The 20,288-nt window shown below is 33.3% G+C and carries 22 protein-coding genes and 1 other RNA gene; 15 read left to right on the top strand and 8 right to left on the bottom strand.

Annotation, left to right across the window (positions count from 1 at the left end):
• Window positions 1-11: 11 nt before the first annotated feature.
• Together OPR29_RS05660 and OPR29_RS05655 are read left to right on the top strand one after the other, a co-directional pair.
• Window positions 12-473, top strand: coding sequence for a type II toxin-antitoxin system RatA family toxin (locus OPR29_RS05660; protein WP_264682777.1), 462 nt, complete (start codon window positions 12-14; stop codon window positions 471-473).
• A gap of 53 nt (window positions 474-526) precedes the next feature.
• A complete protein-coding gene (locus tag OPR29_RS05655; protein WP_007302335.1) occupies window positions 527-1,219 on the top strand; it encodes a thioredoxin domain-containing protein in 693 nt (230 codons plus the stop codon).
• A gap of 28 nt (window positions 1,220-1,247) precedes the next feature.
• Here OPR29_RS05655 and OPR29_RS05650 read toward each other — a convergent pair whose 3' ends face one another.
• Window positions 1,248-1,526, bottom strand: a complete 279-nt coding sequence (locus OPR29_RS05650) for a DUF2671 domain-containing protein (protein ID WP_265025198.1) — start codon at window positions 1,524-1,526, stop codon at window positions 1,248-1,250.
• A 250-nt stretch (window positions 1,527-1,776) separates the two neighbouring features.
• Here OPR29_RS05650 and OPR29_RS05645 point away from each other — a divergent pair, with 250 nt between their 5' ends.
• Window positions 1,777-2,454: an O-methyltransferase gene (locus tag OPR29_RS05645; protein ID WP_265025197.1), complete on the top strand. Its 678-nt coding sequence runs from the start codon at window positions 1,777-1,779 to the stop codon at window positions 2,452-2,454.
• Here OPR29_RS05645 and OPR29_RS05640 read toward each other — a convergent pair.
• Window positions 2,426-3,079 carry a glutathione S-transferase family protein gene (locus OPR29_RS05640; protein WP_019236837.1) on the bottom strand — a complete coding sequence of 218 codons (654 nt, stop codon included), beginning with the start codon at window positions 3,077-3,079 and terminating at the stop codon, window positions 2,426-2,428. The genes OPR29_RS05645 and OPR29_RS05640 overlap by 29 nt on opposite strands.
• Before the next feature lie 357 nt (window positions 3,080-3,436).
• Here OPR29_RS05640 and ffs point away from each other — a divergent pair.
• The 7 genes from ffs to dnaN all read left to right on the top strand — a co-directional run bounded on the left by ffs (window position 3,437) and on the right by dnaN (window position 9,361).
• Window positions 3,437-3,535, top strand: an RNA gene (ffs, locus tag OPR29_RS05635) — signal recognition particle sRNA small type.
• Between the two features lie 16 nt (window positions 3,536-3,551).
• Entirely contained in the window at window positions 3,552-5,078 is a 1,527-nt protein-coding gene (dnaX, locus tag OPR29_RS05630; RefSeq protein WP_265025196.1) for a DNA polymerase III subunit gamma/tau, read from the top strand.
• A 21-nt stretch (window positions 5,079-5,099) separates the two neighbouring features.
• On the top strand, window positions 5,100-5,414 hold the full coding sequence (locus OPR29_RS05625; protein WP_019236840.1) for a YbaB/EbfC family nucleoid-associated protein: 315 nt from the start codon (window positions 5,100-5,102) through the stop codon (window positions 5,412-5,414).
• 336 nt (window positions 5,415-5,750) lie between these two features.
• Window positions 5,751-6,431 (top strand): P44/Msp2 family outer membrane protein, encoded by a 681-nt coding sequence (locus OPR29_RS05620; RefSeq protein ID WP_265025195.1) that lies wholly within the window; start codon window positions 5,751-5,753, stop codon window positions 6,429-6,431.
• 283 nt (window positions 6,432-6,714) lie between these two features.
• A complete protein-coding gene (locus tag OPR29_RS05615; RefSeq protein ID WP_265025194.1) occupies window positions 6,715-7,608 on the top strand; it encodes an RNA polymerase factor sigma-32 in 894 nt (297 codons plus the stop codon).
• Window positions 7,601-8,098, top strand: a complete 498-nt coding sequence (locus OPR29_RS05610) for an invasion associated locus B family protein (RefSeq protein ID WP_254229981.1) — start codon at window positions 7,601-7,603, stop codon at window positions 8,096-8,098. Before OPR29_RS05615 ends, OPR29_RS05610 begins: the two co-directional genes overlap by 8 nt.
• A gap of 111 nt (window positions 8,099-8,209) precedes the next feature.
• Window positions 8,210-9,361 (top strand): DNA polymerase III subunit beta, encoded by a 1,152-nt coding sequence (gene dnaN, locus OPR29_RS05605; RefSeq protein ID WP_007302325.1) that lies wholly within the window; start codon window positions 8,210-8,212, stop codon window positions 9,359-9,361.
• A 1-nt stretch (window position 9,362) separates the two neighbouring features.
• On the opposite strand, the gene truA is transcribed toward dnaN, so the two are convergent.
• The gene (gene truA, locus OPR29_RS05600) at window positions 9,363-10,100 is read right to left on the bottom strand and encodes a tRNA pseudouridine(38-40) synthase TruA (protein ID WP_007302324.1); all 738 of its coding nucleotides are present in this window, start codon (window positions 10,098-10,100) and stop codon (window positions 9,363-9,365) included.
• A gap of 114 nt (window positions 10,101-10,214) precedes the next feature.
• Between truA and recA the strand changes: the two genes are divergently transcribed.
• Window positions 10,215-11,282: a recombinase RecA gene (gene recA, locus OPR29_RS05595; protein ID WP_264376085.1), complete on the top strand. Its 1,068-nt coding sequence runs from the start codon at window positions 10,215-10,217 to the stop codon at window positions 11,280-11,282.
• 377 nt (window positions 11,283-11,659) lie between these two features.
• On the opposite strand, the gene pth is transcribed toward recA, so the two are convergent.
• Both pth and OPR29_RS05585 read right to left on the bottom strand, forming a co-directional pair.
• Complete coding sequence (gene pth, locus OPR29_RS05590; protein ID WP_265025193.1) at window positions 11,660-12,214, bottom strand: aminoacyl-tRNA hydrolase; 555 nt, start codon at window positions 12,212-12,214, stop codon at window positions 11,660-11,662.
• Window positions 12,214-12,825 (bottom strand): 50S ribosomal protein L25/general stress protein Ctc, encoded by a 612-nt coding sequence (locus OPR29_RS05585; protein WP_265025192.1) that lies wholly within the window; start codon window positions 12,823-12,825, stop codon window positions 12,214-12,216. Before OPR29_RS05585 ends, pth begins: the two co-directional genes overlap by 1 nt.
• 142 nt (window positions 12,826-12,967) lie before the next feature.
• On the opposite strand from OPR29_RS05585, the gene OPR29_RS05580 reads away from it, so the two are divergent.
• Window positions 12,968-13,267, top strand: a complete 300-nt coding sequence (locus OPR29_RS05580) for an ETC complex I subunit (RefSeq protein ID WP_007302320.1) — start codon at window positions 12,968-12,970, stop codon at window positions 13,265-13,267.
• Between the two features lie 983 nt (window positions 13,268-14,250).
• Here OPR29_RS05580 and rsmH read toward each other — a convergent pair.
• Window positions 14,251-15,135: a 16S rRNA (cytosine(1402)-N(4))-methyltransferase RsmH gene (gene rsmH, locus OPR29_RS05575; protein ID WP_007302319.1), complete on the bottom strand. Its 885-nt coding sequence runs from the start codon at window positions 15,133-15,135 to the stop codon at window positions 14,251-14,253.
• 205 nt (window positions 15,136-15,340) lie between these two features.
• Between rsmH and OPR29_RS05570 the strand changes: the two genes are divergently transcribed.
• Window positions 15,341-16,552: an MFS transporter gene (locus OPR29_RS05570; RefSeq protein ID WP_012481950.1), complete on the top strand. Its 1,212-nt coding sequence runs from the start codon at window positions 15,341-15,343 to the stop codon at window positions 16,550-16,552.
• Between the two features lie 30 nt (window positions 16,553-16,582).
• Here the strand turns inward: OPR29_RS05570 and map are convergent, their stop codons facing one another.
• Both map and ftsA read right to left on the bottom strand, forming a co-directional pair.
• Window positions 16,583-17,365 (bottom strand): type I methionyl aminopeptidase, encoded by a 783-nt coding sequence (gene map, locus OPR29_RS05565; RefSeq protein ID WP_007302317.1) that lies wholly within the window; start codon window positions 17,363-17,365, stop codon window positions 16,583-16,585.
• Window positions 17,366-17,482: 117 nt separating this feature from the next.
• Window positions 17,483-18,721, bottom strand: coding sequence for a cell division protein FtsA (ftsA, locus tag OPR29_RS05560; RefSeq protein WP_265025191.1), 1,239 nt, complete (start codon window positions 18,719-18,721; stop codon window positions 17,483-17,485).
• A gap of 137 nt (window positions 18,722-18,858) precedes the next feature.
• Here ftsA and def point away from each other — a divergent pair, with 137 nt between their 5' ends.
• Both def and OPR29_RS05550 read left to right on the top strand, forming a co-directional pair.
• Entirely contained in the window at window positions 18,859-19,398 is a 540-nt protein-coding gene (def, locus tag OPR29_RS05555; protein WP_007302315.1) for a peptide deformylase, read from the top strand.
• Complete coding sequence (locus OPR29_RS05550; protein ID WP_010403847.1) at window positions 19,388-20,161, top strand: uracil-DNA glycosylase; 774 nt, start codon at window positions 19,388-19,390, stop codon at window positions 20,159-20,161. Before def ends, OPR29_RS05550 begins: the two co-directional genes overlap by 11 nt.
• The last annotated feature ends 127 nt before the right edge of the window (window positions 20,162-20,288 follow it).

The raw sequence follows: 20,288 nt of genomic DNA, 5'->3' as shown, positions 1-20,288 counted from the left end.
TATTTAGGTTTATGTTACACCAATATAAAGAACAAGGTGTTTTTTTCTTTTCATCTCATGAGATATTTCAAGTTGTAATTGACGTTGAGAAGTATCCTGATTTTGTTCCTTGGTGCAAAGCTGTTTATATAAAAGAAAAAACTGATAGCCAAATGATTGTGGACCTCCTTGCAGCTTTTCATGGCATTAAAGGAAGTTACACATCAGAAGTGACCTTTCTTTCTCCAAATGGAGCAAATAAAAGTTGGATAAAAGCTGTGTCGTCAAATGGAATATTTAAACATTTATACAACGAATGGAAATTCACTCCTATAGATGAAAGTAAAACTATGGTAGAGTTCTATATAAAGTTTGAATTTAAATCCAATTTGTTTTCCGCCTTATTAAACTCAGTTTATAAATACACACAAAGTAAAATAATTGCTGCATTTAAAGACAGAGTAGAAAGTGTTGCCGAGAAAAAGTTATCTTGACATCATTTATATAAATGCATAAATTCTTTAATAAGTTAAGTGTTTCCATTGTAATGATTTTTAGATTATTGTTCTTACTTATTTTTATAAGTGTTAGTTCTTATGCAGCTATTGAACAAAACTTACCCAACACTCAAAAAACTGATGAAATAACATCAAAAGAACTACTGTCACTACTGCCTGATGATAAATTATTAGGTGATCCAAAAGCACCAATTTTAATGATAGAATATGCTTCGCTCACTTGTTATCACTGTTCTCTTTTTCATAAGAAAGTTTTTCCTAAAATCAAAGAAAAGTACATAGATACAGGTAAGATGTTATACATATTCCGTCATTTTCCTCTAGATTACAGAGGATTAAAAGCTGCAATGCTAAGTTATTGCTATGAAAAAGAAGAAGACTATTTTAATTTTAACAAAGCTGTGTTTAATGCAATAGACTCGTGGAACTACTCTAATTTTAGTGATTTAACTATACTACAAAAAATTGCTGCACTAAGCAATTTGAAGCAAGATGTATTTAACCAATGCATTAATGATAAAAAGATGATGGACAAAATTATAAATGATAAATCACTTGCAATTAATAAACTTGATATCACAGCTACTCCTGTATTCATCATCAAGATTAACGATGACAAATCATACGTAGAGAATGGTAAAATCAAACATGAAGGATATAGAGAGCTGGAATATTTCACTAATGTAATAGATGAGTTATATGGAAAAGCTATAGTGAAGTAATAACACTTTAGCTTACCATATAAAAACCCTATGCTGAATCAGTATTTTTTGATATTGTTTGTTGCTTTTTACGCTCAAACTCTCTTTTTTTACTGTGCCAAGCATAATAATACATAGCAATTTTATTCTCTATTAATACTATCGTTCCATCATAAAATTGGACCATATCCATAACTTTTTTCTGAGCTTCGTTAAAGCGTTCTTTGTACTTCTCGCGATAAGCTGGATTGTGCAGTAATTTCACTCCTTCATTATTATTAGATTTCTTGCTTAACGTTTCAACTTCGTTAGCAATGTTATAAGACATATAACCCCCTCTAATTGATTATAAAAATTACATTTTAAGAGAGATGTAAATAAACGATCCCTTAATTCTAGTATAACAACTGGTTATTATACTAGTTAACCATAGTAAAATATATAATAATCTTTGTCACTTAAAATTTTACTTTATAAAATAACAACTTAAAATAAAAAATTTTATTATTCTTAACTCTATTGTTATATCTATAAATCTTATATAGATTAAACCTCCTTAGTTTATATTATAAAACTTAATGCGTCATAACTTTAGCAGAAAATCGTTGTACATAAGAAGCTTATTTGCAAAAGAGTATAAAAAAATAGAAGAACATTGTACTCTTGATAAGAAACAACGTATTCAAATCACTCCTGAAGAAGGAAAATTATTAAATTTATTTATCAAAATCCATAAAGTTAAAAGCATAGTTGAAATTGGCACTTTATATAGTTATTCGTCAATTTGTATGGTAAAAGCTTTACCGAAAGATGGTCATATATATACAATAGAAAATAATCCTCAACACTCAAGAATAGCAAAAAAAAATTTTAGTGCTTTTAATCTAAGTGATAAAATTACTCTAATAGAAGGTGATGCACTGGAAAAAATTAATGAATTATCAGCAAAGGCACCATTTGACATGATATTCATCGATGCTGACAAAAGTAGTTATCCTAAGTATTTAGATTGGGCAGAGTCATACATTAAACAAGATGGGCTAATCGTTGCAGATAACACTCTATTATTTGATACAGTATTTTTAGAATCTCCTCCAAAAGAAGTATCAGAAAAGTCATGGCATGCTATGAGAGAGTTTAACGATAGATTGTCAGATGAAAAAAAATATTTCTCCATATTGATTCCTACTGACGAAGGAATGACTGTAGCTTTAAAACTAACGCAAGTTAAAAATCAAGGTCAGCGTAATGTCTAGGGGGAGTTAAGCCAAAAACTCTCTCTAATAATATTTCGCGAAAACAAGGCCTTGATTTAACAATGGAGTACCATTCTTTTAAAATCTTACTTTTTTCCCAGGGAAAACTATTTACGTAGTCTATTATAGAAATATGTGATGCTAAAGTAATATCGGCTAAAGTGAACTTATCGGTTGCAAGCCAAACGTTCTTGTTAATTAAGTGTTCGATGTATTCCATATGGTAAGGCAGGTTATGCTGAGCTGCATGAAGAAATCTAGAGTCAGGGCTGCGGTTAGTAATTACTTTTTCATTCATAATATACTTAGTAACTTCATTGTAAAATTTGCTATCGAACCAATTGATTAAAGCGCGTATTTTAGACTTAATAATAGTTGATGAACCAAGTAATTTGACGTCACTATTGTAAATCTCTTCTATATATTCACAAATGGCATTACTATCCGCTATTACAAAGTTATTATCTATTAATACTGGTACTTGTCCGATTGGATTGATCTCCATGAATTCATTCCGCTTTTCCCATGGATTTTCATATACCAAATCACAACTCAGCTTTTTTTCCTTGAGAAGAGCTCTAACTTTTCGTGAAAATGGACAAAGAGGAAAATGATATAAAATCATAATATTCCTCTTTTGTTATTCCAATACCTATATGTTGTCATTCCAGTACGTGACATTGGAATCCAGCTTATTTCATTATGGACATTACTTTTAACATATATTCCTAGAATCCATTGTCCATTGTATAATTTCCAAATATTTTTATACTTGAATCCCAGTACAACTGTACGAACATTGTAGTTTGAGAGCAATCCCCACCGGAAGGGTGTCATTTCAGTGATTGACACTGGAATGACAGAAGAAGAGTATTTTAGGTAACAGCTGTTTACTCCAAAGTAATGTTGCAAAAGGTCTAACATATAAATTATAAGGCTAATATAGAATATACCTTGCTAAAAAAAAAAAAGAGTATAACCTTTTATAAGGTATGCAGGCAAAAATTCTGTAACTTGGTCAGGTCAGAAATGAAGCAACCATATCAGAATCTTTTTGGGTTGCATACCTATTTGTACTATTTGTTTTATTCTAGGCTATGAACATAGCATTAAAATATCGTCCTAGTAGCTTTAAAGATTTAGTAGGTCAAGATATATTGGTGCGTATACTAGAAAATGCTTTTACTCTCAACAAAATTCCACAATCTATACTGCTTTCTGGTAGCAGTGGAATTGGTAAAACCACCACTGCAAGAATAATAGCTTTATGTTTGAATTGCTCATTGGGGCCAACTTTTGAACCTTGTGGATCATGTACAAGTTGTCTGGCAATAAAAAATTCAAGCCATCCAGATGTAGTTGAAATCGATGCGGCAAGTCACACTAGTGTTGAGGATGTTAGAGCGATCTTGGGAGATATTTGCTATTTACCAATAAGTTCTAAATTTAAAGTTTACATTATAGATGAAGTACACATGTTATCCAGTAATGCATTTAATGCATTACTTAAAACTCTAGAAGAACCACCATCTAGCGTAAAGTTTATTCTAGCAACTACAGAAATAAAAAAGATACCAATAACTGTTATTGCGCGTTGTCAAAGGTTTGACTTACATAACATTCCTTCAGCTAAGATAATGGAGCGTTTAAATGATATTGCACAAAAAGAAAATTATTTTATTGAAAAAGAAGCATCGGAATTAATTGCGCACCACTGTAGCAATTCAATGCGTAACGCTTTATTTTTGATGAATCAAGCAGTGCTATATAGCAAAGATGGTACAATATCCACTCAAAGTGTTAAAGACATACTTGGTCTAGTAGATAGAAACGTTATATTTGATCTACTGGAAGCAGTATTAGATAGTGATTTACAGAAGGCTTTGTTAGTATTCGACAATGTGGTAAAAACAGCAAATCCGCTCAATATTTTTGAAGATCTACTGCAAACAATCCAGTTAATATGCCGTTTTTTAATTACAAAAGAGATTGATACAGAATATGAGAAGAGCAGAGTAAAAGATTTGAGTACAAAAAAGTCTTTAATATTTTTTTCGAGATTGTGGAAGGTGCTGCTTAAGGGTATTCAAGATATAAAGGTTTCAACATGCAATGAAATTGCCGCTGAAATGATATTAATTAGCCTTTGTTATCTTTCTGATTTGCCTTCTCCGGAACAGGTGATCAAAAAAATTCTTTCACAGAATGTAGAGCAAGGAAATAGACAGGGCAGACCTGTTGCACCTTCCCCCTCTGTCATCCCAGTGCGTGACACTGGGATCCATGTGAAAAATAAACAACAAAATTACGATTTTGATAAGATTTTGCAACTATTAAGGCGGAGTAACCAAATTTATCTTTACAAACAACTGTGTAGTAATCTAAAATTAATAGATTGTAAATTTGGGTGTTTAAAATTAAAAGCTGTATCTAACTTGAACAGTAATTTTTGTAATGACTTGAAAAGTTACTTAAATCAAGCTACTAATCAGGAGTGGGTTATTATAGTTGATACGAGTTATATGAATAGGGAAGTGAGTAATTTAAATTATGCACCTGTAGTTAAGGATATATTAAATACGTTTAAAGGTGCAAAGGTAATTAATATAGAAAATAAGGAGTAGGTTGTGGATTTCAGTCAAATAATGAAGCAAGCGCAAGAAATGCAAAAAAAGCTTGCGGAAGCCCAAGAAAAATATATTGGAAAAGAATTTCAAGGTATTTCTGGTGGTGGCAAAGTTTCTGTATTAGTGGAAGTTATAAAAATAGGTAGCTATAAAGCTAAAAAGGTAAACATAGACTTAGAGCTTATGAGAAATGAAGAAAAAGACATAGTAGAAGATTTAGTGACAGCAGCGTTTAATGATGCCATCAAAAAAGCAGAAGAAGATATGGCAAATGCAACCTCTGATCTTGCAGGTATGATGGGGTTACCACCTGGATTTAAACTTCCTTTTTAAATTTACTACTGAAGTTTGCCTTAATGCAGTAACTAAGTGTTTTTCTTTTATACTAGTACTTCCATGAAGTACATTCATATTACTGCATGAATATGCAGCAATTCACAATGATGAATGCAGATCAGAAGATAAAAAGACATTAGTGAAATAGGTGTCAGAAGATCAAGAGTAAAAAAAGTAGAGTAACTCTATTTATTAATTAATAAAATCTTTGTATTTTCCTAAAAGTTAGTTAAGATACAGAAGGTTTTATGTTATTAAGTTAGCACTTGACTTAACTTTAGTTATTATTTAGACTGCTAAAGTGGAATTTTAATTTTTTTAACGAGGGCAATTATGCATTATAAAAAGTTTTTTTCGGCAGCTGCTTTAGTGACGTTGCTAAGCCTATCAAACTCTGCTTTTTCATCAGACCCTATTGGTCCAATAAGTGATGAAGAAACTAGCTACTATGTTCGTTTGCAATATAATGGTGAAGTTTTACCTTTTAAAACAAAGATTGATGGTGTTACATATAAATCAGGTAAGGACAACAATAGTCCCTTAAAACCATCTTTTCTAGCTGGAGGTGGTGCATTTGGTTATAAAATGGATGATATCAGGGTTGATGTTGAAGGACTTTACTCACAATTGAGTAAAGATGCAGATGTAGTAGATACTTCTCCAGCAGTTGTAGAAAGTTTAACAGCATTTTCAGGACTAGTTAATGTTTATTACGATATAGCAATTGAAGATATGCCTATCACTCCATATGTTGGTGTTGGTGTTGGTGCAGCGTATGTAAGCAATCCTTTAGTAACAGAGATTACTGGTGATAAAAAATCTGGATTTGGTTTTGCTTATCAAGCAAAAGCTGGTGTTAGTTATGATGTAACTCCAGAAATCAAGCTTTATGCTGGTGCTCGTTATTTTGGTTCTTATGGTGCTAATTTTGGTAAGACAGCTAAAGATGATGGCGGAATCAAAGTTCTTTACAGCACTGTTGGTGCAGAAGCTGGAGTAGCATTTAATTTCTAGTCTATCTTTGTCTTATTATCCCAGTGGGTTTTTCTTGTCATTCAAGTAGCATGACACTGGGATCTAGAAAAAAGAAATGTGGATTCCAGTGTTTGAGCACTGGAATGACACATTATTTATTTAATGTAGTTTTTATCATTACACGCTAGCAATTTTAATGCTACATTTAGGTAGCTGTTGTTAAGATCCCAACTAGATATAAAGTTATGCTTTTTTAATTAAAGCTTGAATTTTTTGCTGAAAATCAATATATTATATACATGGAATTTTAATTTAAGTTATTATGTTGACCTCAGTAGCGAATTTATCTGTTAATAGTAGCACTAATCTCATGCAATATATTGCTGAAGTGCGAAAATTTCCTATGCTTTCCCAAGAAGAGGAAGTGCGATTAGCAAAAAATTGGCAAGAATACCAGGATATTTCTTCTGCTCACAGGTTGATTACTAGCCATTTGAATTTGGTAGTAAAAATTGCAATGAAATTTAAGAATTACGGTCTATTGTTGATGGACCTGGTCATGGAAGGAAATATGGGTTTAATGCATGCAGTGAAAAAGTTCAATCCTGACTTGGGATTTCGTTTTTCAACTTATGCAGTATGGTGGATTGAAGCTTCAATGAAAGACTTTATATTAAAATCTTGGTCACTTGTAAAAATAGGTACAACGCAAGCACAAAGGAGATTGTTTTTTAGTTTACGTAAAATAAAAAAAAGAATTTTACAATACACAAACAGAGAAACTTTGAGTAAAGAAGAAATAAAAGCAATATCAAATGAGCTTTCTGTATCTGAAGAAGATGTTGTACAGATGAGCTATCGTCTGGCTTGTAAGGATCAGTCGTTAAATAATTGTATAAAAATAGGTGATGACTCTAAAAAGGAGTTACAAGATATGATTCCGTGTAATTTAGTTAGTCAAGAAGTAGCTTACCAGAATCATGAAGAAAAGGCATTAAAAGAAACAATCTTAAGCAATGCATTAGCAAGTCTTAATGAAAGATCAAGAGACATTTTCATTAGCAGATATTTGTCTGAGAATGCTCAGACTTTGGATGAGCTTAGCAAAAAATATTGTGTTTCAAGAGAAAGAATAAGACAGCTGGCTGAGCAAGCGATGAGTAAGGTAAAACAATACATAAAATCAGAGAGTTTGAAACTTGGGTTACATGCGTAGTCTTTTCGTACTTCTAATATTTCTCTCAGCAGGTGCTCTTGCATCGGTTAATAACGTACAACTGAACGAAAAATATAAAGATTGGCTTGTGTATACTGCATTGGAAGATGGTGAAAAAGTGTGTTACATTGTATCTCATCCTAAGAAAAAAAGTGAACATTATACAGCCGACCGCAAGCCGTATGTAATGGTCAGTTACGTTGATAAAAAAGCAGATGAGGTGAGCGTTACTTCTGGCTTTCAGTATAATAATGAGCCTGTAGTTCTCAATATCGATAAAAAAATTAAATATCAATTGCCAATAATACAGGGAAGTCTTGCGTGGACAGATGATACAAAAATAGACCAAGATTTGATTCTAAAAATGAAGCAGGGATTATCAATGGTAGTTAATGGAAAAGTAAAAACAGCAAATGTTGATGATACTTATTCCTTGCTTGGCTTTCAAAAAGCGTACCAAAAAATGCATGACTTATGCCATACAAAGTAAATTATTGATCACTAAAGTATAAGATAGGCTGTTTTGTCTCTCAGACAAAAATATGGATATCACTTTACATAGAATATGAATATCATTTAAAATATATTTTTGAGAATTAATATGTCAAAAATTGTAGATATAGGAATCAAAGAACAAAGTTCTGTGTGTGAACAAATGCGTTTTAGTGTAAGTCGTGCAAGCCTTTTAAATACGCTATCCAGGGTAAGTGGAGTGGTTGAAAGGCGCAACGCGATAGATGTTTTAGCGTGTATAAATATCAAAGCACAATATGGTAGCATAAAATTGAAGGCTACTGATCTTGACATTTCAATATTTGCCTCACTTACTGCAAATGTATCAGCAGAAGGAGAAGTGAAAATCTCAGCACATACTTTACATGATATAGTGAAAAAATTGCCAACTAATTTGGATGTCAATTTCGAAATGAATAATCAAGGAAAATTATTGATATCCTGTGGAAATGCAAATTTTTCTTTACCGAACGTAGTTTCAAATAACTTCCCTGTTCTTGAAGAAGGTGATCATCAATACGATTTCACTCTACTAAGTGCAGATTTGGTAGACTTGTTGACTAAAACGAAGTTTGCTGTGTCGCTAGATGATACAAGGTATAATTTGAATGGGATATATCTGCATACAGATGAGCAATTTCTGTACTGCGTTGCAACTGATGGCCACCGTTTATCATGTATAAAAAGGCCTAAACCTGAAGATATCAACGGAGAATTTGGGGTGATCATTCCACGTAAAACTATCATGGAACTGTTGAAAGTATTGGATGATTGTAATGAGATAAATATAAAACTTTCAGATAGAAAAATCAAATTTACATGTGGTGAGTATATTCTAATATCAAAATTGATAGATGGAACTTTTCCAGATTACAAAGCCGTTATTCCAACGTCTCAAGATAAACAAATGATTGTTGAGAGTAGCAAACTTGCTAGTGTTATAGACCGAGTTTCCGTTGTTGTGTCCGATAAAATAAAATCAATTAAATTTTCATTGCAAGAGAATTTATTAACTCTACATTCAAATTCCCAAGAGTGTAGTGATGCAACTGAGTCTATAGAAGTGGATTACGATGGAGCTCTTATGGAAGTAGGATTTAATTCTCGTTATTTGCTTGATGTTTTATCCTGTATAGAAAACAAGTGTAAATTTAGCTTATCAGATGGTAATAGCGCTACAATTATCACTGATGAAGATGATCCAAGTGCACTATATATAGTAATGCCAATGAGGACTTAAGCTAGTAATCTATCTTTACTAAGTATAAGCCGTGAGGCGGTGCAGTGATTCCAGCAGCGTTTCTTTTACATTGACTTAATATGTTTAGCATTTCTTGTGGATTAGTTCTATTTTTTCCAAATTCAACTAAAGTACCAACAATAATCCTCACCTGGTTATGTAAAAAGGAAATCGCAGATATTTTGATGTATATGTGACTTCCGTTTTGTACTATATCAATATCATCGATTGTTCTGACCGGATTTGTAGCTTGACAATCTTTTGAGCGAAAGCTTGAAAGATTATGTTTTCCAAGCAGGTGTCTAGCAGCTTCACGCATGATGTTTACGTCAAGTGGGTTAAATACTTGCCACACATAACCGATTTCCAGAGCTGCAGGAGCGTAGCGATTAATTATTCTATATTCATAATATCTTTTTTTTGCTGAAAATCGCGCATGAAATGCATCATCTACGGCTTCTGCACTAAGCACAACTATAGGAATCGCTTTTAAGTGATAGTTTATTCCATTTCTTATTCTGTAAAGCTCAAATTGCCTTTCCATATTGAAATGAGCAACTTGCCCTAAAGCATGAACCCCTGTGTCAGTTCTGCCACCACAATGCAAAGAGACTCTCTCGCCACTGAAATTAAATATAGCGTTTTCTATGGTTTCCTGAATTGAGTTAGCAGAGTGTTGTTGCTTTTGCCAGCCAGAGAAACTACTACCATTGTATTCTATCGTTATTTTGTATCGCACTACAAAGTCTATCTATCTAATTTTAGGTAACTAACGTTCTTCGTTATTAAAAAACCCTTGGCAGATTGGTTGCGTTCAATTACCATGGAGACTATACAAGTTAATAAATGATCCATGGCACATAATCCAGAAGAAAGAAATAATGATAAGCAAAAAGCACTAGATAATGCAATAAGTCAAATTGAAAAAGCATTCGGTAAAGGTGCAATAATGAAACTAAAGCAAAATCCTGTAGAAAAAATAGACACGATATCTACAGGGTCGATTGCACTTGATTCAGCTCTGGGTGTTGGGGGATTGCCAAAAGGACGTATAATTGAGATATTTGGCCCTGAGAGTTCTGGTAAAACTACCCTTGCTTTGCATGTAATTGCTGAAGCACAGAAAAAAGGAGGTTTATGTGCATTTATCGATGCGGAACACGCACTGGATGTTATATATGCTCGTAAACTTGGAGTGAAAACTGATGATTTGGTAATTTCACAACCAGACACTGGAGAGCAGGCGTTGCATATTGTTGAGTATTTAGTGTGTTCTAGTGCAGTTGATGTAATAGTTATTGATTCTGTTGCAGCACTAACTCCAAGAGCTGAAATTGAAGGGGATATGGGCGATCAGCACATGGGACTACAAGCAAGACTTCTAAGCCATGGACTCAGGAAACTAACTTCTGTAGTTTCAAAAGCAAACTGTATATTGATATTTATCAACCAAATTCGTATGAAAATAGGAGTAGTATATGGAAATCCTGAAACTACCACTGGTGGAAATGCGTTAAAATTCTATACTTCTATAAGACTTGATATAAGAAAAGTTGGTGCGATAAAGGATAAAGAGAATATTACGGGTAATGAAACGAGAGTTAAAGTTGTAAAAAATAAAGTCGCTCCTCCATTTAGAGAGGCAAAATTTGATATAATGTATAATGAAGGCATATCAAAACTTGGGGAAATAATAGATATAGGAGCAAAACTTGGTGTCCTTGAAAAGGCAGGCGCTTATTATTCATATAACAATACGCGTCTTGGCCAAGGAAGAGAAAATGTAAAAAGTTACCTCAAGGCAAACAAAGAAATTGCAAATGAAATAGAAACAAAAATCAGAGATTTATTTAAAAATCACGATAATTCTATTGCAATAGAAGAGGAACGCGAACAACTTCTAGAAGAATCAGTATTCTAATCTAGATTAGGGTGAAGTTTTAGTATCCATTCAGATGCATGGCTAATGTGCAAATGTTGAAATCAGTGCTTCTTTTCTTGTCGCCTAAGTAGCCCTTTTGGTGTCATCCCAGTGCTTGACACTGGGATCTAAGAAAATTCACAGGCAAACTAATTCGGTAAGCTTATGCTAAATTAATGAGCTTAAATGAAAAATTGGATCCCAGTGTCAAGCACTGGGATGACACCATTTGTTACGCAAATTGTCACAATGTTCGTATAGCTGTGTGTTTGCACACTGACTATTTCTTCCTATATTTTTGTCTATCTTATTTTGCTACCCTGCTGAACGGATACAAGTTTTATATTGAATAGGATGTCCTGTTCAATTGCTATATTTCACACTCTCCCAACTGAGTTGATAAAAGCTGCGATATCTCCTTGTAGCATTAGGTGTATATTTTTTGCTATTTTTTCCACTAAGAGGATAACATTATCAAAATTTTCAAATTTTGATAATACATAATCTGCTAAGCTTTTCTGATCTTCAGGCCTGCCTACTCCAAATCTTAAACGCCAATAATCATTACCAATAAAGCTATCTATAGACTTAAGTCCATTGTGTCCAGCAGAGCTACCACCTTTTTTTACTTTTATTCTTCCAAATTTTAAGTCAGCATCATCATGTATGACAACAATATTGTCTAGCGATAATTTGTAAAAATTTTTTATTTTTGCAACAGGAATACCTGAATTATTCATAAACGAATAAGGCTTTATCAGTATGGTTTTATTATTATTAATTATGCCTGAGGTTATCAAGTAATCAGCTTTCTTAGAAAATGACTGAAAGTTCCAATATTTGTAAATTGCGTCAATAACGATAAAACCAATATTATGGTGAGTTAATTCATATTTACTACCAGGATTACCAAGCCCAGCTATTAAATGCACTACTCCTCTGTTTTTGTTTGAGTTTCTTCAACATCACTATCGGCAGCAGAAATTGTGACAATGGTGAAATTTTCTTCCTCATGAGCTACAAATTTAACACCTTCTGGCAATTTTACATCATTGATATGTATAGACTGACCAATCATTTTGCCAGACAAATCAATTTCTATGACTTGAGGTATTTTCTCAGGAGAGCATTTGACAGTAATAGAACGACACAAAACATTAAGCACTCCACCTAATTTGATTCCTGGTGATTTACTTTCATTGATGAATGATAAAGGTATATCTATTTTAATTTCACTACCTTTATCAACAAACTGAAAATCAACATGTTGCACAGTATCCTTTACTACATGCCATTGAATATCACGAACAAGAGCATATTCTTTTTTCCCTGAAATATCTAGTTCTATTAAATGTGCAGAAAGAGCACCTGATTTATATTCTTTAGTAAATTCCTTTGCAGACAATGTCAAATTTACGTTATCATGCCCTTTACCATATATAACTGCAGGTATACTTCCCTTTTCCCTCAGAGCCTGCATCGCTTTCTTTTTTTTTACATTACGTAACTCTGCATTAATTGTTACCATTTCTTGCTGTGCCATCGATTACTCCTATTCAGCTAATCCTTTTTATATAATTTAATAATATAACATAAAAATATTTATTTCAAACTTCATTCTTTCACACTAATTCTTTGTGGAAAAATTTATTTAGATATATACTTAAGATTACGTAGTAAGGACTATGAGTATTAACGATCAAGTAGTTTTTAAGATTTATAAGCCAACAAAAACTGCAACACAATCTGGCTTAGGTAATACAAAATTCTGGTACCTAAAAATTGAGCCTTGTTCTTACTATATTGAACCTTTGATGGGATGGGTTGGCTCAAAAGATCCCCAAAAACAGATTGTATTAAAGTTTGATTCTCTTGAAAAAGCAATATCTTACGCAAAGAAACACAACACAAAGTACACAATTGAAATGCCAAAAGATGTTAAAAGACTGCCAAAATCTTATGCAAATAATTTTATACTAAAGTAAATTTTATTGTAGTATGTTTACCTAAAAGCTTAAATCTAAGAACATATCTTGAAAGGACTTAAGTGGTTAAGCATATATTAAAGAGTTCTTGCAGTAAGGAGAGCACGCTCATACGTCAAGCAAATAATGTTTACCTAAAATTCTTTGACATTCGCAGCTTTCTTGGCAATCGTATCCCATTTTCAGTAAACAGTGATTCTTCTATATATTAGAAAAATTTTTATTTTAATTAGCGTTAAACAATAGGCGCCTATTGGTTTTTAGCTAAAGTAAAAGTCAAATATCTGGAATTCTGGACATAAAATCCTCCTGTGTAAAAAAGATTAGAAAAAAATGCAGTGCACATACGACAGAGATTAAGTATACGTGTATACACTGAAGAAGACACACTACATTTAATGAGTTTGATTGTTTAATAGAAAAAGTCTGCAGACAAAGATAGATTTTGAGCTCTTAAAATATCTCTAATTGTAATTATAATCAGATTTGAAATATGCGCAAGCAATTTTTCATGTTAATATTTCAAATTAGGCCTCTTGCATAACTATATTAAAGGTTACCACTCCCTCATTATATATTTTATTGCATTAATAATTGTTATCTTCCCTTGTGCAACATTTGGCCTTGTCACTGACATCACTCGTTACCCTCCTATTTTTTGCTTACCTCATCTTATTTTTTTCCCTTTCAAGATAGGTTCTAATTGTTATTCTGGGTTTTAAGTTGTGCTAACACACTACAGAGAGTCGAATCTGGCTAGCTAGTATCAAAGGGTTATTTTTTAGGTATTTCTCCGTAAGACTGCAAGTTTTTTTAGATTACTCAAATAACTCCATTCTGCTTGCAGGACTTTTATGTCGCTTTGCACTAAATTAATTTTATGCTTTATTCATGCTAGTTCTCTATTTAGTGATTGAACGTGTAATTTTACCTTAAATAACCCTACAATAAAAATATAATTATTGAAATGGCATGAAAGGTCCTCATGATAACCTTTGTATAGCTCTCAGTTTTGCTGAACGCGCGCGTGGATTTACATTTATTTCTTCTGAACTTGCTTTGATCACTTTTTTATTTAAAAGGGAGAATGTTTTAGTAGATCCTGGTTCACATAAATCTTTAAAAACAGTTTTGACTATACGATCTTCTAAAGAATGAAAAGTAACTACAATTAATTTGCCGTTCTCACTTAAAATCTCAGATGCAGCTTTAATACCCTTTTCAAGCTCTCCTAGCTCATCATTTACCCATATTCTGATTGCCTGAAATGTCCTAGTTGCAGGGTCAATCTTGCTTTTTCCACGAAACACTACAGAACGTACAATATCCGCAAGTTCAAATGTAGTTTTGATAATTTTCTTCTTCCGCGCATTTACTATCGCTCTTGCGATTCTGCGGGAATGACGCTCACCCCCATAATTATATATAGTGTTCGCAATCTCTTCTTCACGTAAAGCGTTAACAAACGTCGAAGCATTCATATGAGAATAGTTATCCATGCTCATGTTAAGTGGGCCATCACGTAGAAATGAGAATCCTCTATCTCCATTATCAAGCTGCATAGATGAAACTCCAACGTCGAAAACTATTCCATTGATACCTTTAATATTATTACTATCTAATAAATTTTTGATATTACTAAACTTTTCAATAAATAACTTTATTCTATTAGGGTATTTAACATTTAGATCATCATAAAATTTAGTAACTGTTTCATCTCTATCAACTGCATACACTTTGCAATCAGCGGATTCCAATATTGCTTTGCTATATCCTCCAGCTCCAAACGTGGCATCCACATATATACCACCACTGTGTGGTGACAATTGCAGTAGCATCTCTTTCAACAAAACTGGAATATGTGTCATATCAAGAGACTTTGTGCACTTAAATTAAAATAACTTTCTCGCCAAAAAATATATGGAAATATATAGGTATAGTATAAGAATATTTAAATATAATCAACGATATAAAAATTTAATAAGATAATATTATTAATATAACATTTACATAATTCACGTTTGAAAAAGTAAGTAATATTACTATAATATCAAACAAATTACGGAAGATTTCGTGCAACAAATAACAAAAGTAATACTATCAAGTTTAATTTGTAACACTTTGTTGTGGTATGATCACATGCTTTTCAGCCATCTAATAAGCATAATCGGAGATGTGTTTTTTCCATCAGACGACAAATTAGTCAGCATACTTAAAGCTTTTGGAGTGTTTGCAGTGGGTTTCTTAATAAGACCAATTGGTGCTGCTATATTTGGCCACATTGGCGATAAATATGGAAGAAGGATTGCTCTATTTCTCTCTATCATATTGATGACTCTATCAACCGTACTTATTGCATTTGTTCCAGGCTATCAGAACATTGGGGTACTCGCATCAGTACTGGTGGTATGTTTAAGATTATTGCAGGGTATATCTCTTGGAGGAGAGGCAGGAAATGCCCCATTTTTAATAGAGCATGCTCCTAAAAATAAAAGAGGATTCTTTGGCAGTATTGAAGTATTGAGCGCAATTCTTGGCTCAATATTAAGTCTTATAGTGGTGCTTATATGCAAAAAAGTATCCGATTTTGAATCTTGGGGATGGAGATTGCCTTTTATTTTCAGTTTTGTAATAGGATTAATCAGTATATATATGAGATATATACTCGATGAAAGCCCAGAATATAAAAAGCAGGAAAAGCCACATGAATTACCGTTAAAAGAACTGTTAAATGGCTATAAAAAACCTTTTCTAATATCAATTGGAGTTGACATAGTTGAGAATGCATCTCTTTACATATATTTAGTGTTTTTTAATCTACTTGCATCAACAATAAACACTCACTTTAATCACGCAGTAGAAATATTGAATCAGGTTGCACTTGGAGGATTGACTATACTATTTGCAATACTTTCTGATAAGGTAGGGAGAGAAAGAGTCATGAAATTTGCATTTGTGACTTTTATAGTAGTAAGTTATCCAGTTTTTTCAATGATACTAAGTGGTAATAATTTGCTCACCATAATGGCGCACGTTCTTTTTATAATCCCAATAGCTGCTTCTCTTGGTCCTGTTAGCGCGTTTATGTGTGAATTATTCCCAATAAAGGTACGATACAGTGGATTTGGTTTATCAAGAAATATAGCTTCGGGATTTTTTGGTGGTCTTGCACCATTTATATGCACAACTATTATCAAAGTTACAGGACAAGGAACTTTAGCAAGTTTTTACATGATTTTCTGTGCATTAATTGGGTTAGTTGCTATATCACAAGTTAAGAGTTAGATTTTTTCAAAAACCAAGTGTTTAAAAAATCTAATCATAAGGTGGAAAATGCCAATTTTTAGGTGATAGTGTAAATATTTCAACTCCATCTTTTGTGACTCCAAGCGTATGCTCAAACTGTGCAGAAAGTGAAAGATCACGTGTTGTCACTGTCCAGCCATCTAGCTTGCTGAGCAGAGTTTCATGTTTTCCAGCATTGATCATTGGTTCTACCGTAAAAAACATGCCTTCTTTTAAGATAAGATCCTCACCTTCATCATAAAAATGTACAACATTTGGTGGAGCATGAAAAACCTTTCCTATGCCATGTCCACAATAATTGCGTACGATAGAATATCCAAAATCTTCAATATATTTTTCTATAGTAAGTCCTATTTTATTTAACTTATTGCCTGGCCTGACTTGTTTTATTGCTTCCATTAGCGCATTATAAGTAGCATTACACAAACGCTTTGCTTTTATTGAGGGTTTACCAGCCCAAAACATGCGACTTGTGTCACCATACCAGCCATTTAAAATCACTGTAACGTCAATATTTAAAATATCTCCATCTTTAAGAGGTTTATCATCAGGAATACCATGACATACAACAGCATTTTTCGAAGTACAAATTGATTTCGGATATCCCTTATAATTCAGTGGTGCTGGAATTGCACCTGCATTGATTATAAAATCATGACATAGATCATTTAATTCATTAGTTGTTACGCCTACTTTGACGTGTGGTGCAATAAAATCAAGGGTTTCAGCTGCAAGCCTGCCAGCTTTACGCATAAAGTCAAAATCTTCTTGTGAATGTATAGTTATGTTCATGTTTCTTACGTTTTATTGTAATTTTCTGCTTCTCTTACGGATACATCAGTGTAATAATACTATAAAAATAAGCTCCTAGATCAAGCCATTTGTATATTAAGAGATAAAGACAAAAATCTAGACTGTGACTTTTGATTTAACCCAATGGTATAACTTACTTATTTTGCCATCGTGACCAAGCATTCCAGAATTATTTCTATAAAAGGTGTCAACTATTAGCTTTATAGAGCCTAAAGCAGCAGAAAATACAGGATTTTTGTCGTATTCGCCATCAAGACCGCTACAAGATTCAGGGCATCCGATACGGACTTGTTTATTGAATATATAGCTTGCAATTTCTTTCATGCTTGTGAGTTGACTGGTTCCACCTGTGATCACTACTTTATTAATTGGATCTTTCTGTTCTTGAAATTGTTCTCTTATCAGCTCAAGTATTTCCTCAACCCTTGGTCTTATGATGTTAACAAGTTCAGACTTAAACACTTGAGTTGGTTCATCGCTTTCATTACTTTGCACTGCAATACATTCATTCTCATCTATTGAAGTTACAATAGTGCTACCGTATAGTATTTTTATGCGTTCAGCATGCTCTATACTTGTGCATAGTCCATAAGCTATATCTCGGGTAATGTGAATGCCACCAATTGGAATGCTGCTTGTGTATATAAGCTTTCCTCTCTTAAAAATTCCAATTGCAGTACACCCACCCCCTATGTCAACAATGGCAGTTCCTAGCTCTTTTTCATCTTCACTTAGACAGGCAAGGCCTGCAGAATATGCGGAAGCAATACAACCAGCCATACTTATCCCGCTATTATTAGTTATACAATTTTCAATGTTGGTAAGCGCTGGACGCGAAGCAGTGACGACATTAACATCAGCAGATAGTCTTTTTCCGTACAATCCACCAACCTCTTTTATATCAGTCATGTCATCCAAGTGATATTTCAGTGGTATATTGTGAATGATAACATTTTCTTCGATATATTTCTCAAACGTCTGAAAGACTACACGTTTTATATCTCGGTCTGAAATTTCGTGATTAGCTGCAATAATTTCGTTATATACGTTAAAAGATGAGACTCCACATCCGGCTACATTCACATATATCTGGTCTATAGTCTCTTCTGATACTTGCTCAGCTAAACCTATAGTTGATGAAATAGAGTAACTTGCATGCTTTGCATCAGTTATTGATCCACCGCTTATACCTTCTGCACTTTTATAACCCGTTCCTATTATTTTATAGCTGAAGTTGCTATTGATCTTAACAATGAGACAGATAATTTTTGTTGTACCTACGTCTAAAACGGCAAAAACATTTCGCTTTGGTTTTATTATTACTGCAGAGTACATTAGTTGACCTTATGACACAATTCCATTCAAATTGTAGCTTCCTTTAATAATTTATATTTCTATTAAAAATACAGCAACATTTTAATATACCCAAAATACTGTACAAAGGAAAAAATAAAACATAAAATTTTAATTTTATGTCTAAATTGCCAATTGTAATTGCCCCTGATGAAAGGTTAACTACACGTGCCAGTGAAGTAATAGATATAACCGATAAAATTAAAGAATTAGTAAACGACATGTTCGAAACTATGTACTATGCAGAAGGTCTTGGTCTTGCTGCAGTACAAGTTGGAGTGCTGAAGAGAATTTTTATCATGGACGTTCAGCCAGAGAAGGCTGAAGATGGGCCAGCAGGATATGAATCAACTGGCAAATTTTGCATGATTAACCCTGAAATTACAGAATTATCGGGTGAACAAGTAATTCTCAAAGAAGGGTGCCTTTCAATTCCAGAGCAAAGCCATGAAATTAAGCGTCCAAAATATTTAACTGTGAAATATAAAAATTTAAATAACGAAGAACAGACGCTAAAAGCTAGTGGTTGGCTTGCAAGGTGTATTCAGCATGAGTTAGATCATTTAAATGGTATATTATACGTTAGACATTTGTCTAAATTGAAGTACGATATGGCTATGAAAAAAGCTCAAAAGGTTAAGAGGCACTATGAACAATGAAGATCTAGAATTGTTGAAGTTCTATCATGAAGTGGGTGTTGACTGCACGCTAACTGAAGGTGAAGAGGAAAAAAAAGTGGAAAATGAGAGAGCTGCACAGTCTTCTGTCATCGAGCAGAAAAAAGCCATGTTCCCAAGTGACTGGATCATTGAAGCAAGGAAGCTTGCAAGTGAATGTGGTAGTGTAGATGAACTAAGAAGTGCAGTTAAGTCATTTGAGGGTTGTGAAATAAAAAAAACTGCAACTAATACTGTTTTTTCCGATGGTAATCCAAATGCAAAAATCATGCTTGTTGGTGAAGCACCAGGAGCAAATGAAGACCTGAAAGGCATACCATTTTGTGGTGCAAGCGGAATGCTGCTCGATAAGATGCTCGGTGCAATTAATCTGGACCGCACTAAGGTATATATAAGCAACACCGTGTTTTGGCGTCCACCAGGTAATAGAAAACCAACTGATCTAGAGCTTGATATGTGCAGACCATTTGTTGAGAAGCATATTGCTCTTGTTTTACCGCAGATTCTGATTTTTGTTGGAGGAATCGCATGTTATAGCCTTCTTGATAACACAAAGACTATATCGAACTTGCGTGGCAAATTTCATACTTATACTAACCAATATTTATCTCATGCAATTACCACAGCCGCTATATTTCATCCAGCCTATCTACTTCGTCAACCAGCACAAAAACGCTTAGCTTGGGAAGATTTAAAGAAGATTAGAGAATATCTTGATAATACCAATAACCACACGGACGTTTAGCTCACTACTCGTTGTCATCCCAGTGCCGGCTAATTGCATTAAATATTGAAAAATTTACTAAACAGAGAAAAAGGCAAAAGAAAATCTATCAGCTACTACCTTTTTTTTAATTGGCGTTTTTCATTGC

This window comes from Wolbachia endosymbiont (group B) of Pammene fasciana (genome assembly GCF_947251495.1).
Taxonomy (GTDB): Bacteria; Pseudomonadota; Alphaproteobacteria; order Rickettsiales; family Anaplasmataceae; genus Wolbachia.
Note: the sequence above shows the minus strand (reverse complement) of the source record. Positions and strands in the feature narration are given on the sequence as shown.

Excerpts from the sequence above, each read along its gene's own strand:
- OPR29_RS05660 (WP_264682777.1), top strand. The coding sequence starts at position 12 with ATGTTACACCAATATAAAGAACAAGGTGTTTTTTTCTTTTCATCTCAT.
- OPR29_RS05655 (WP_007302335.1), top strand. The coding sequence starts at position 527 with ATGATTTTTAGATTATTGTTCTTACTTATTTTTATAAGTGTTAGTTCT.
- OPR29_RS05650 (WP_265025198.1), bottom strand. The coding sequence starts at position 1,526 with ATGTCTTATAACATTGCTAACGAAGTTGAAACGTTAAGCAAGAAATCT.
- OPR29_RS05645 (WP_265025197.1), top strand. The coding sequence starts at position 1,777 with ATGCGTCATAACTTTAGCAGAAAATCGTTGTACATAAGAAGCTTATTT.
- OPR29_RS05640 (WP_019236837.1), bottom strand. The coding sequence starts at position 3,079 with ATGATTTTATATCATTTTCCTCTTTGTCCATTTTCACGAAAAGTTAGA.
- dnaX (WP_265025196.1), top strand. The coding sequence starts at position 3,552 with ATGAACATAGCATTAAAATATCGTCCTAGTAGCTTTAAAGATTTAGTA.
- OPR29_RS05625 (WP_019236840.1), top strand. The coding sequence starts at position 5,100 with ATGAAGCAAGCGCAAGAAATGCAAAAAAAGCTTGCGGAAGCCCAAGAA.
- OPR29_RS05620 (WP_265025195.1), top strand. The coding sequence starts at position 5,751 with ATGCATTATAAAAAGTTTTTTTCGGCAGCTGCTTTAGTGACGTTGCTA.
- OPR29_RS05615 (WP_265025194.1), top strand. The coding sequence starts at position 6,715 with ATGTTGACCTCAGTAGCGAATTTATCTGTTAATAGTAGCACTAATCTC.
- OPR29_RS05610 (WP_254229981.1), top strand. The coding sequence starts at position 7,601 with ATGCGTAGTCTTTTCGTACTTCTAATATTTCTCTCAGCAGGTGCTCTT.
- dnaN (WP_007302325.1), top strand. The coding sequence starts at position 8,210 with ATGTCAAAAATTGTAGATATAGGAATCAAAGAACAAAGTTCTGTGTGT.
- recA (WP_264376085.1), top strand. The coding sequence starts at position 10,215 with ATGGCACATAATCCAGAAGAAAGAAATAATGATAAGCAAAAAGCACTA.
- OPR29_RS05585 (WP_265025192.1), bottom strand. The coding sequence starts at position 12,825 with ATGGCACAGCAAGAAATGGTAACAATTAATGCAGAGTTACGTAATGTA.
- OPR29_RS05580 (WP_007302320.1), top strand. The coding sequence starts at position 12,968 with ATGAGTATTAACGATCAAGTAGTTTTTAAGATTTATAAGCCAACAAAA.
- rsmH (WP_007302319.1), bottom strand. The coding sequence starts at position 15,135 with ATGACACATATTCCAGTTTTGTTGAAAGAGATGCTACTGCAATTGTCA.
- map (WP_007302317.1), bottom strand. The coding sequence starts at position 17,365 with ATGAACATAACTATACATTCACAAGAAGATTTTGACTTTATGCGTAAA.
- ftsA (WP_265025191.1), bottom strand. The coding sequence starts at position 18,721 with ATGTACTCTGCAGTAATAATAAAACCAAAGCGAAATGTTTTTGCCGTT.
- def (WP_007302315.1), top strand. The coding sequence starts at position 18,859 with ATGTCTAAATTGCCAATTGTAATTGCCCCTGATGAAAGGTTAACTACA.
- OPR29_RS05550 (WP_010403847.1), top strand. The coding sequence starts at position 19,388 with ATGAACAATGAAGATCTAGAATTGTTGAAGTTCTATCATGAAGTGGGT.